Raw genomic sequence first — 12721 nt, 5'->3', positions numbered from 1 at the left:
GTGAAAGAACTGGCCGTCACATGGTAGAGCTTTACGGCAAGACGCTGTCGCGCCGGCAGGTCTCGGAACGATCCGGCATGCTGTCGCAGTTCGCCGGCGTGCGGCTGATGACGCTTGGCGACGGCGTCGAGCGCGGCATCCGCATGCTCGAATTCCGCACCGGCTCCGGCCTGCGCTTCACCGCGCTGATCGACCGGGCGCTCGATATCGCCGACTGCGACTTCAAAGGCCAGGCGATCGGCTGGCATTCGCCGAGCGGCTTTCGCTATCCCGGCCTGCACGAATATGAAGGCGAGGAGGGGCTGGCGTGGGCGCGGTCGTTTTCCGGCCTTCTGCTGACCTGCGGCCTCGACCATATATTGTTCATGAACGAGGTACCCGCCGACACCTACAACTACCCGCCGAAGACGACGGTACGCCATTCGCTGCACGGCCGCGTCAGCACCATTCCGGCGCGGCTGACCGGCTATGGCGAGACCTGGGACGGCGACCGCTGCGTGTTGTGGGCCGAAGGCATCGTCCAGCAATCGACTGTATTCGGCGAGGATCTGCACCTGCTGCGGCGGATCGAGGCCGATGTCGGCGGCAACGAGATCCGGCTTTCGGACCGTGTCGTCAATCACGGTTTCAACCTTACGCCGCATATGTATTTCTACCACATCAATGTCAGTCATCCGGTGCTCGACGAGGGATCGCGCTACCTGGCGCCGATCCGCGACGTCGTCTGGGCCGGGCATGCCGGCGAGCGCTATGAAGCGCAGAAGGTCGGCTACCGCACGGTGCCGGCGCCGCAACCGGGATTCAAGGAACAGGTCTGGCAGCATGAACTCGGCGCCGACAGCACCGGCGAAGTCCCGGTGGCGGTGGTCAACGACAGGCTCGGCCTTGGCTTCGAGGTGGTCACGCGCAAGGACCAGTTGCCCTGCGCCTATCAATGGCAGAATTTCCAGGCCGGGCAGTACGCGCTTGGGATCGAGCCGTCGACGCATCATGTGCTGGGCAATCTGGCGGCGCGCGAACGCGGCGAGATGATCTGGCTGGAGCATGGCGAGAGCCGCTCCTACGATGCGGCGTTCCGGGTCCTCGACGGCGCCGGCGAGATCGCCGCCGCCGAAAGCCGGATCGCTGCAATCGCCAGGCAGCCGCAGCAGGATTATCCGCAGCCGTCGGGCCGTTTTCCTGTTCTTGGAGGCAGGTCGTGATAGTGGCGAAGACGATACGGGACACCAGTTGGGAGGCTGGTTCCGGCCGGAGCGGGGAGGGTTCGCGGCCGATCGGGAATTGGAGGTCACAATGGCTGGCACGGTAAAGCGCGATTACAGCCTGGTCGGCGAAAGCACGCGCAGGGCGATCGAGACGGGACTGGCCTCGGCGGAGTGGTACCACACTGATGTCCCCCGCAAGGCGATCAAGGAGTTGATGCAGCGCTCAGACGGTCCGGCGATCCGCGACACGATCATCTGGATCGTCGCCATCCTCGGCTTCGCCGCCGGCGCCATCTATTTCTGGGGTACCTGGTGGTGCGTGCCGTTCTTCTTCGTCTACGGCGTGCTCTATGGCTCGTCCAGCGACTCGCGCTGGCACGAATGCGGCCATGGCACTGCCTTCCGCACGCGCTGGATGAACGATGTCGTCTACCAGATCGCCAGCTTCATGCTGATGCGCAACCCAGTGACCTGGCGCTGGAGCCATGCCCGCCACCACACCGATACCATCATCGTCGGCCGCGACGCCGAGATCGCCGTGATGCGCCCGCCGGACCTTTTGCGTGCGGCGCTGGCTTTCACCGGCATCCTCGATTTTCGCTATTCGCTTCCGGCACTGGTACGCCAGGCGTTCGGCAAGCTGACGCCCGACGAGAAAAGCTACGTTCCCGAGATGGAACAGCACAAGGCCGTCATCGCGGCGCGCTGGCATATTGCCATCTACATCGCCACAATAGCACTCGCCCTTTTCATGCACTCGTGGGTGCCGGTGGTGCTTATCGGCGTGCCGCGCCTTTACGGCACCTGGCACATGGTGATGACCGGCCTGCTGCAGCACATCGGTCTGGCCGACAACGTCGTCGATCACCGGCTCAACACCCGTACCGTGTACATGAACCCGATCAGCCGGTTCATCTACTGGAACATGAACTACCACGTCGAGCACCACATGTTTCCGATGGTGCCCTATCACGCGCTGCCCAGGCTGCATGAATTGATCAAGCACGATCTGCCGGAGCCGAACCCGTCGATATGGCATGCCTATCGCGAGGTCTGGCCTGTCCTGCTCAGGCAGCTCAAATACGAGGATTATTTCCTCAAGCGCGAACTGCCGCCAACCGCACGGCCCTATCGTGGCGAATTCCACGAAGTGAACATGTCGGCAGCGGCTGAGTAGGTACTGCGCACAAGCGCAACGCAGAAATTTCAGGAGAGATAGAGATGGCCGATTGGGTCGAAGCATGCGCCGTGGACGATGTCGAAGAGGAAGATGTCATCCGCTTCGACCATGGCGGCCGCACCTTCGCGATCTACCGTTCGCCGGACGATGAATTCTTCGCCACCGATGGGTTTTGTACGCATGAGAAGGCGCATCTGGCCGATGGGCTTGTGATGGACGACATCATCGAATGCCCCAAGCACAATGGCCGCTTCAATTATAAGACCGGGCAGGCGAAGGGCGCTCCCGTTTGCGTCAATCTCGCGACCTATCCAGTCAAGGTCGAAGCTGGCAAGGTGATGATCCAGATCGCCTGACCGGCCTTCTGTCACGTAGCAAAGGGGACCAAAATCCATGAGCCGGAAAAGACCGACCGTCGCAGACCTGCGCGCCATGAAGGGCAAGCGGCAGCTGACGATGCTGCGCGTGCTGACGATGGACGAGGCCGAGGCCGCCGAACGCGCCGGCGTCGATATCGTCTCGGTGCCGCCGGAGCTGGTGCTCAATCCGCAATACCGCGATGCGGCACCTAGCCTGTTCACCATGCCGGGCGAGAATTTCTTCGAAATCGGCACCGCCGATGATTTCGTCCGCTGGGCGTTCCGGCTCTACAAGGCCAGCGCCGATGCGGTCTATTGCAGCGCCGGCTACGCCACCATCAAGCGGATGGCCGACGATGCCATTCCGGTAATCGGCCATGTCGGCCTCATCCCGTCACGCGCCACCTGGACCGGCGGCTTCAAGGCTGTCGGCAAGACCGCCGACACCGCCATGCAGGTGTTCGAAGCGGTGAAGCAACTGGAGGCCGCCGGCGCGATCGGCGCCGAGATCGAGGTGGTGCCGGTCGAGGTGGCCAAGGCGATTTCGGAACGCACGTCGCTGATCATGCTGTCGATGGGAGCGGGCACCGGCTGTGACGCGCAGTATCTGTTCGCCGACGACATCCTCGGCCAGAACCGTGGCCACATGCCGCGCCATTCCAAGGTCTATCGCAATTTCGCCGCCGAATACGATCGCCTGCAGGCCGAACGTATCGCCGCCTTTTCCGAATATGTCGCCGATGTGAACAGCCTGGCCTATCCCGAAGACAGGCACGTCGTGCACATGGACCCGGACCAGCTCAGCCTGTTCCTGGAGAAGATCGAAGCCGCATGAGACACGCCGGCCGCGGCACGAAGCATCATCGCGGATCGTGAAAGGCCGGTTCGGCGCCAGGGCCGGGTCATCGCATGGCCGGCTGCGATGCCACACGAAAGTTTGTTGGACCAGGTCTGGACGGCACCGGCCGGATGCTGTTGAAGCCGGTGCGTCATCGGTTTGCCGGACAATTGTGCGGTTGCCGATGGAGCGGGTGAAAATTCCCCTTCGGACAGTTCTGTGCATGACCGCCATTCCCGAAAACAAAGCCTTGCCCGAAACCGCGCCGGCGGCGCGGCAAGCCCGGCGGGTGGCGCTGATCGTCGCCGTCGCCTTCTTCATGCAGCTTCTGGATTCGACCATCATCTCGACATCGCTGCCGCAGATGGGAGAATCCTTCGGCGTGCCGGCGGTGGCGATGAGCATCGGCATCACCGTTTATATGCTGACCATGGCGGTATTCGTGCCGCTGTCCGGCTGGCTCGCCGACCGTTTTGGCGCGCGCAACATCTTCCTCGTGGCGATCGCCCTGTTCACATTGGCCTCGCTCGTTTGCGGCATCTCACAGAATCTGGCCGAGTTCGTCGCCGCACGCGCGGTTCAGGGCCTGGGCAGCGCGCTGATGACGCCGGTCGGCCGCATCCTGGTGCTGCGCAACGCGCCGAAATCCGAGCTTCTCAACGCCACGGCGCTGATCACCTGGCCGGCGCTGTTTGCGCCGGTGGTCGGGCCGGTACTTGGCGGCTTCATCACCACTTATCTCTCCTGGCACTGGAATTTCTTCATCAACATCCCGCTTGGCGTTGCCGGTTTGGCACTGGTCGCCCGCTTCATTCCCGGCGACCGCGAAGCCGGAGCCAAGCCGCTCGACTGGCCGGGCTTCCTGCTGACCTCGGTGGGGCTCGCCGCGATGCTCTATGGCCTCGAGCGCATCGCGCATCCGGAAGAGGGTGTGTTGCCGACCGTGGCACTGCTCGGCACGGGCATTTTGGTCGGCTGGCTGGCGGTGCGGCATCTGGAACGCGCCAACCATCCGCTGCTCGACCTCACAGCTTTCAAGGTGCAGACCTTTGCCATCTCGACGCTTTCGGCCGGCACGATCTTCCGCATCGCCATCAACGCCACGCCATTCCTGCTGCCGCTTTTGTTCCAGGTCGGCTTCGGCCTGAGCCCGGTCGATGCGGGCATGATGATCCTGGCCTATTTCCTCGGCAATCTCGGCATGAAGGCGGTGACGACGCCGATGCTGAGGCGCTTCGGCTTCCGTTCGGTGCTGATCGTCAACGGGGTGATCGCCTCTTTATCGATCATGGCCTGCGCGGCGCTTTCGCCGCAGACGCCGCAAGCGTTGGTGGTGGTGCTGATGCTGATCGCCGGCCTTTCGCGCTCGATGCAGTTCACCGCGCTCAACACACTGGCCTTCGCCGATGTGGCCTCACCGCAGCGCAGCTCGGCGGCGACGTTGTCCAGCATGCTGCAGCAGATGGCGATGCTGTTCGGCGTAGCGGTCGCCGCGGCACTGCTCAACCTGTCGCAGATCGCCAGGGGCGCTGCGGCGCTCGATCTCGTCGACTTCCGACTTGCTTTCGTGGCGATCGGCGCAATCGGGCTCGTCGCCTCGTGTCGCTTCCTGGCGTTGCCGAAGGCTGCCGGCGCCGAGGTCTCGGGCCATGTTTTGCGGATTTGACGCAGGAATCCAGCGGCAATCGCGGACATAAATTATGCCTGCTTCGCTCGTTCCGGAGCAAACCTTTGCCGGCGCTTCGATCGGCGCGATCAATTGCAAAACAGCTTGAGTTCCCGGCATTGCGCCAGCCTCGCCAATCGGTGCATCCAAGCGCGGAATTTCCTCGCAAGCCGGCCTGCAATGCGCGGATTCATTTGACGAATTGGTCTTGAGCCGATTAGCTTTCGTTCCGATGGCCGCAGAGGGAGCAGGGCGTAGCCATCGCGGGTGAAAGCGGGCAATGAACGCGACCGGCTGGCTAAACTGGAGAAGCCTGAACCAGGAGGGCATTGTCTTTGCCATCGCGGTTGTGCTGTTCATTGCCGCCGCCATCGGACTGCCTGGGTTTATCAATTCGAACAATCTCGTTGCCATCGTGCGCTCGGTCTCGGTGCTGGGCATATTGGCGCTCGGCATGGCGGTCGTCATCATCGGCAGGGGCATCGATCTCTCGGCGGTGGCGATCATGGCGATGTCGGTCGCGTGGTATCTGCAACTGCTGAATTCGGGGATGCCCGACGGGCTGGCCTTCGCCTATGTGCTCGCCGGTGTTCTCGCCATCGGGCTGTTGAACGGAATCCTGGTCGCCTACGCCGAGGTCCCGGCGATCTTCGTGACGCTGGCGACCGCGTCCTTCGTCTTCGGCTATGTGCGTTCACAATTGATCACGCAGGACGCCGTGCCGGTGCCGCCCGGCCATTGGGTCGAGCTTCTGGGCGGGCTGCGTTTCCTCGACATCCCGGTCGAGGTGTTTGTCTTCGCCGGGCTGGCTTTCGCCTTCTTCCTGTTCCTGCGCTACACCAAATGGGGCCGCTACGTCTATTTCGCCGGCGACAACCCGGTCGCGGCGCGCAATATCGGCATTCCAGTGCGCCCGATGCTGGTGCTGCGCTACGTGCTGTCGGCCCTGGTCTCGCTGGTGGCTGGCCTGCTCACCGCCGCCAGCCTGCATTCAATCAACACCCGCATCGTCAATTCCACGTTGCTCTACGACATCGTGCTGGTGGCGGTGATCGGCGGCATCGGTCTGTCGGGCGGGCGGGGCGGGGTGCGCAACGTGCTGGTGGGTGCCGCGCTGATCGGCATCCTGCTCAACGCCATGACCATCATCGACATTCCGCTGCTCTATCAGAACCTGATCAAGGCCGCGATCCTGCTGGCGGCGATCATCGTCGATGGGTTCATCAATCCGCGCGACGAGCAGACCGCGCAGCAAGGCGACATTTAGACTGACGCGAACGGTTGGGGCCGGCCGCGAACGACATACCAAACCAGAGGATGTGACATGAAAATCATCAGGACATTTATGGCTGCCGCGGCAGCGCTTGCCATCTCCGCCTTCGTGGCGCCGGGCTTCGCTGCAGAAGATCCAGGTCCGGCCGCCTATTCGCAAGCGCTCAAGGGCAAGCGTGTGATGCTGGTGCCGATGGCGATGGGCTTCGACCTGGCACAGGGCTGGGCGCATTACCTGAAGACGGAGGTCGAGGCCTGGGGTGGCGTGTTCGAGACGCGTGACCCGAACTGGGTGGTCGATGCCGGTGCGCAGGCGATAACCGACGCAATCTCGTCGGACGCCAGGCCGGACGTGCTGATCATCCATTCGCCGGACCTCAATTCCTATGCCAAGCTGATGAAGAAGGCGCAGGCGGCCGGCACCTATGTGCTTTTGGTCGACAATCCGGCGAACTTCCCGGCCGATGCCTTTGTCGGCAGCGACTGGGATCGGCTCGGCCAGCTGGAAGCCGAAGCGGCGATCAAGGGTTGTGGGCCGAACTCCTCCAAGAAGATCGGGCTGGTGCAGGGCGACCAGGCCAACTCATCGAGCCTCTACCAGTATGCCGGCATCATGAAGGTGCTGGACAAGAACCCCGACTTCAAGGTCGTGGCCAAGCCGGACTCCAACTGGGATGCGACGACCTCGCGCAACGTGACGACGACAATGCTGCAGCAGAACCCCGACATCTGCGCCATCATCGATTTCTGGGATGGTGACGCGACCGGCGCATCGGCTGCGATCCGCGATGCCAAGCTCGAGGGCAAGGTGTTCCTGGTCACCACCGGTGGCGGCGAGAAAACCGCCGACTGCGACAAGCTGCAGGACGGCACCTATGGCGCGGTGGTGATGACCGACCTTGCCCGCCAGTCGGGTGACATGAACGCCGTCATAAAATTCCTGTTGCAGAGCGGCCAGCCGGCCGGCACCTCGCACACCTACATCTACACGCTGGAGAAGGCGACGACCAAGGCCGACCTCAAGCCGGACAGCTGCTGGGATTTGAAAGCACTGCAAGCCGAAGCTGCGGCCAAGTAGGCCGGCTTTCCTGAGCTTCGCGCTGCCCCTCATCCGCCTGCCGGCACCTTCTCCCCGTATAGTGACGGAGAGAAGGGATACGCTCCAACGCTGACGACCCCCTCTCCCCGTCTCTATACGGGGAGAGGGTAAGGGTGAGGGGCAGCGCAAACCTGAGGCGATTGTTCTGCGGATAGCCCGGCCCCTTTTTCCCTTTTCTCTCGAATAGCAGCAACCGATGTCCTTTCGCGAACGCCTCCAGTCCTGGCGCTACAATCTCGTGCCCGACCATCTCGTCGGCGAGATATTGAGCAAACGCTGGACCGACAACGCCATTCCGTTCCTGGCGCTGGTGGCGACGCTCGGTGTGTTCGGTTCGATCATCCCCGGCTTCTTCAAGCCGATGTCGCTGCAGGAATCGACCCGCCAGCTCGGCGAGTTCTCGCTGGTCGTCACCGGCATGACCGTGGTCATGCTGGGCGGCGGCATCGACCTTTCGGTCGGCTCGATCTTCGCGCTGTCCTGCTTTTCCGCCGTGTTCGTCTTCTTCATCCTCGAACAGTCGGTGTGGCTGGCGCTGGCCGCCTCGATCGTCACCGGCCTGCTGTTCGGCGCGATCAATGGCTATCTGATCGGCTATTTCCGCCTGCGCGCTTTCCTGACGACACTGGTCACCTTCATCTTCGGGCGGGCGCTGTTCGACATACTGGTCACCACCTATGCGGCCGACGTCCAGCTTTCCGATGCCACATCGGATGTGCTGGACTTCATCGGCGACGATACCTTCTGGGGCCTGTCGGTCGCGGTGTGGGCGGCGATTATCCTGGCGATTATTACGCATGTCGCGCTGACGCGCTCGCGGCCCGGCTGGCATGTGCAGGCGGTGGGCGGGTCGCGGCGCTCGGCTCACAATGCCGGCATCCGCGTACGCCGCACCGTGTTCATGACCTATGTGTTCTCCGGCTTCTGCGCCTCGCTAGGCGGCTTCCTCATCGCCTGCCGGCTGAGCGGGGCAGGGCCGGGCACAGGCCTCAACCTCGAGGTCATGGCACTGACAGCGGCGGTCGTCGGCGGCGTCAGCCTGGGCGGCGGCCGCGGTTCGGTGATCAAGGGGCTGATGGGCGCAATCATCGTGCTGACGATGACCAACGGGCTGATCCGGCTGGGCTATGGCACCGGCACCAACCAGATGGTGCTGGGCATCATGCTGGCCGTCGCCGTCACCATCGACATTCGCTGGCTGAAGAACCGACACAAGGTGCTGGACGAGGTCTACGTCGCACCGGTCTATCTGAAAATGGGCGCAACGCAGTCGGCCGCACCGGGCTCGGGCACCCCCTACGAGCTCGACAACCGGCTGTCTGGGGCTGACCATATCGGGCTCGGCGAGCTGGAAGGGCCGGAAGACGTCATCCTCGACCGCGACGACCATCTCTATTGCGGCACCAGGCATGGCGAGATCGTCCGCTTCTTCGCGCCGGACTACAAACGCTCGGAGGTCTTTGCGCATATTGGCGGCTTTCCACTCGGCCTGGCCTTCGACAAGACAGGCAATCTGATCAGCTGCGTCGGCGCGATGGGGCTTTATTCGGTTTCGCCGCAGCGCGAGGTGAAGCGGCTTTCGGCGGAAACGTCGCGCTCCTGGACCTCGATCGTCGACGATGCGCGGCTGCGCGACCCAAATGATTGCGACATCGCGCCGGACGGCCGCATCTACTTCACCGATTCCACCAAGCGCTATGACGCGCACGACTGGGCGCTGGACTCGATCGAGAACCGCGCCACCGGGCGGCTGCTTGTCTATGACCCGAGGGACGGCTCGACGAGAACGCTGCTCGACGGCTACCGTTACACCAATGGCGTGTGCATGGCGCATGACGGGAAGTCGCTGTTCTTCGCCGAAAGCTGGGCCTGCCGCGTGCACCGCTACTGGCTGGAAGGGCCGAAGGCGGGCGTTGCCGAATGCGTCATCCGCGACATGCCGGGCTACCCCGACAACATCAACCGTGCCTCCGACGGCAATTACTGGATGGCCTGGCTCGGCATGCGCACGCCGAGCTTCGACCTGTCGCTGCGCCATCCCGACATGCGCAAGCGCATGACGCGCCGGCTGCCGCAGGACGAATGGCTGTTCCCCAACATCAACACCGGTGGCGTGGTGAAATTCAACGAGAAGGGCGGCATCGTCGAGGCGATGGGCGACCTGTCGGGCGCCGCGCATCCGATGGTGACTTCGATGCGCGAGCACAAGGGTTTTCTGTTCGTCGGCGGCATCCTCAACAACCGCATCGGCCGCTACCGGATTGCCGACGCCGACCCGAACTGGACCAGCCCCGCTTCCTACTGGGGTGCCAAGCCATGATGCTGGACCCGATCCTCGACATCTTCCGCGGCAAGGCAGTGACCATCCCGCCGCTCGACGGTGCCTTCAGGCCGAACACGCTGCTGGACGATGTTGCGGCCTTCGCCGAACTGCTAGAGCCCGATAATCTGCTGGTCGCCTACGGCCGGCTGCTGGTTTCCAGCGGCAATGCCATCTACACGGTCGCCGCCGGTGGCGCGCCTGTTCTGGTCGAGACATTTCCGGCCGCCGTCACCGCGCTCGCGCGCTCGCCCGCCGGCGAACTGACGGTCGGGCTCGAAAGCGGCAGGCTGCTGATTGCAGGCAAGGAGGCCGCCCTGCCGGCCGAGATCCGCTGCATAACAGCACTCGCCTACGCAGAAGACGGCACGCTTTGGCTGGCCAATGGCTCGGCCGAACACGCGCCGTCGGAATGGGCCGCCGATCTGATGAAGAAGGGTGCGTCGGGTTCGCTGTGGAAGCGCGATCCGGCAGGCAGCGAATTCCGCAAGCTCGCCGGTGACATCGCCTTTCCCTATGGGCTGCATCCAACCGGCAACGACGTGTTGGTCGGCGAGAGCTGGCGGCACCAACTCGTCCGCTTCGACGGCGCGACAGGCAGCCGCTCGACGGTGCTGGCGCATCTGCCCGGCTATCCCGCGCGGCTGTCGCCCGCCGCCGATGGCGGTGCCTGGCTGGCGCTGTTTGCGCCCCGCAACCGTCTGATCGAATTCGTGCTGCAGGAAACGCACTATCGGAACGACATGCTGGCGCAAGTGTCGCCGCAACACTGGATCGCGCCGGCGCTCGCCTCCAACCGCAGCTTCCTCGAGCCGCTGCAATGCGGCGGCATTCGTACCATGGGCATCCACAAGCCGTGGTCGCCGAGCCGCTCTTACGGGCTGGTGGTCAGGCTCGATCGGGAGATGCGGCCGCAATTCAGCCTGCACAGCCGCGCCAACGGCACGCGCCACGGCATCTGCAGCGTGGCGGAGACAGACGGTCGCCTGTTCATTGCCTCGAAAGGCGGCGATTGCCTGCTGGCCATCGATCTGACTTCAGGAGGGCATCGCTGATGGAACCGATCGTCCGCCTGGAGAACGTGACCAAGACCTATCGCGGTGTTCCCGCAGTGAAGAATGTCAGCTTCGAGCTGCGCAAGGGCGAGATCCACGCGCTGCTCGGCGAGAATGGTGCTGGAAAATCGACGCTGACCAAGATCATCGCCGGCGTTGTCGACGCGACATCGGGAACGATGTTCCACAAGGGTCAGGAGATCGCCTACGCCTCGCCGCATGCGGCACTTGAAGCCGGCATCGCCATGGTGTTCCAGGAAACCAGCCTGGTGCCGTCGATGACGGTGGCGCAGAACCTCTACCTCGGCACGGAGCGCTTTCTCAACCGGCTGCGCGGCACCTATATCTCGGCGCAGCAGTTCCTGCAGTCGCTGAATTTTCCCGTCGACCCCAATGCCATGGTAGCGACGCTGGGCGCGGCCAAGCGGCAGATGGTCGAGATCGCGCGCGCAGTCCACCACAATGCCGAGATCATCATCTTCGACGAGCCGACGGCGACGCTGACGCCAGAGGAAAAGCGGCACTTCTTCGCGCTGATCCGCCGGCTTAAGGCAAGGGGCGTGTCGATCGTCTTCATCAGCCATGCGCTCGAGGAGGCGCTTGATATCGCCGACCGCATCACCATCCTGCGCGACGGCGAGCTGGTGATCACCGACGATACCGCCGCTTTCGATCGCGACAGGATCGTCGCGGCGATGGTCGGGCGCACGCTTTCGGGGCAGCTCTACAGCCAGCGCGACGAGACCAGGCTGCGCAAGGCCGGCAAGAAGGTGCTGTCGGTGCAGGACATCTCGATGAGCAATGTCGTGCGCAACAATTCCTTCTCGATCTTCGAGGGCCAGATCACCGGCGTCTTCGGGCTGATCGGCTCAGGCCGCACCGAGACATTCAAGATCGTCTCCGGCATCTACAAGCGCGATTTCCTGCGCGGCGGCACCATCGAGCTGGACGACCGGCCGGTGCGCTATCTCGTGCCGAGCGAGGCGGTGGCGGACGGCATCGTCTATGTCACCGAAGATCGCAAGAGCGAGGGGATTTTCGAGACGATGGACGTCGCCGAGAACCTGTTCGGCGGCTTTTTGGCGGCGGGGCGGGAAAAGAGCTGGGTCATCAACGCGCAGGAGATGCGGGCGCTGTCTGCCGAATGGACCAGGACGCTGAACGTCAAGGCGATCAACGATAATGCGCGCGTGATCGAGCTTTCCGGAGGCAACCAGCAGAAGGTGGTGATCGGCCAGGGGCTGGTGCAGAAGCCGCGCATCGTCATCTTCGACGAGCCGACGCGCGGCGTCGATGTCGGCGCCATCGCCGAAATCCACCAGATCATCAACCGCCTGGCCGACGAGGGCCTCGCCGTCGTCGTCATCTCGTCCTACCTGCCGGAGATCATGAACCTGTCCGACCGCATCCTGGTCTGCCGGCAAGGCCGCATCGTCGAGGAGTTCTCGCCGGTGGAAGCGACGGAGGAGAAGATCATGTACGCGGCGGTGCATTAGGTTCCCGGGCGCGGAAGGTCGACATTTGGACGGTTTTGCGCCGGCGGATCGTACACTTTGGAGATTGGCCGAGGCGCCCGTCGTTTCGTCATCCTGGAAGCAAGGAGCGAAGCGACGCGGCGCAGACTCCAGGATCCATATGTGGACGGCGCCCTGCCTGCAACGGTTGTTTTGCGTCGTTTTCGATCGCTTGCGTCCATATGTCCGGCCTTTGAGCACGGTCCTTGCGGC

The 12721-nt window shown here is 63.5% G+C and carries 10 protein-coding genes; all 10 read left to right on the top strand.

From position 1 onward, the window contains the following. Positions 1–20: 20 nt before the first annotated feature. The 10 genes from NKI08_RS25170 (at position 21) to NKI08_RS25125 (ending at position 12490) form a co-directional block, all read left to right on the top strand. Entirely contained in the window at positions 21–1202 is a 1182-nt protein-coding gene (locus tag NKI08_RS25170) for an aldose 1-epimerase family protein (protein WP_352772979.1), read from the top strand. 91 nt (positions 1203–1293) lie between these two features. Continuing rightward, positions 1294–2382, top strand: a complete 1089-nt coding sequence (locus NKI08_RS25165; protein WP_352772976.1) for a fatty acid desaturase family protein — start codon at positions 1294–1296, stop codon at positions 2380–2382. 44 nt (positions 2383–2426) lie between these two features. Beyond that, a complete protein-coding gene (locus NKI08_RS25160; RefSeq protein WP_023675786.1) occupies positions 2427–2741 on the top strand; it encodes a MocE family 2Fe-2S type ferredoxin in 315 nt (104 codons plus the stop codon). Positions 2742–2778: 37 nt separating this feature from the next. Next, positions 2779–3579, top strand: a complete 801-nt coding sequence (locus tag NKI08_RS25155; protein ID WP_023675787.1) for a 3-methyl-2-oxobutanoate hydroxymethyltransferase — start codon at positions 2779–2781, stop codon at positions 3577–3579. A gap of 226 nt (positions 3580–3805) precedes the next feature. Continuing rightward, positions 3806–5248, top strand: coding sequence for a DHA2 family efflux MFS transporter permease subunit (locus NKI08_RS25150; protein WP_352772973.1), 1443 nt, complete (start codon positions 3806–3808; stop codon positions 5246–5248). A 280-nt stretch (positions 5249–5528) separates the two neighbouring features. Then, positions 5529–6515, top strand: a complete 987-nt coding sequence (locus NKI08_RS25145; protein WP_352452739.1) for an ABC transporter permease — start codon at positions 5529–5531, stop codon at positions 6513–6515. Positions 6516–6572: 57 nt separating this feature from the next. Next, entirely contained in the window at positions 6573–7598 is a 1026-nt protein-coding gene (locus tag NKI08_RS25140; protein WP_352452740.1) for a sugar ABC transporter substrate-binding protein, read from the top strand. Positions 7599–7815: 217 nt separating this feature from the next. Continuing rightward, the gene (locus NKI08_RS25135; RefSeq protein ID WP_352772969.1) at positions 7816–9939 is read left to right on the top strand and encodes an ABC transporter permease; all 2124 of its coding nucleotides are present in this window, start codon (positions 7816–7818) and stop codon (positions 9937–9939) included. Next, positions 9936–10994, top strand: coding sequence for an SMP-30/gluconolactonase/LRE family protein (locus NKI08_RS25130; RefSeq protein WP_352772966.1), 1059 nt, complete (start codon positions 9936–9938; stop codon positions 10992–10994). The genes NKI08_RS25135 and NKI08_RS25130 overlap by 4 nt, the downstream gene beginning before the upstream one ends. After that, positions 10994–12490 (top strand): sugar ABC transporter ATP-binding protein, encoded by a 1497-nt coding sequence (locus NKI08_RS25125; RefSeq protein ID WP_352772963.1) that lies wholly within the window; start codon positions 10994–10996, stop codon positions 12488–12490. Before NKI08_RS25130 ends, NKI08_RS25125 begins: the two co-directional genes overlap by 1 nt. Positions 12491–12721 lie beyond the last annotated feature (231 nt).

The organism is Mesorhizobium sp. M0768 (assembly GCF_040320195.1).
Lineage (GTDB): Bacteria > Pseudomonadota > Alphaproteobacteria > Rhizobiales > Rhizobiaceae > Mesorhizobium.
Note: the sequence above shows the minus strand (reverse complement) of the source record. Positions and strands in the feature narration are given on the sequence as shown.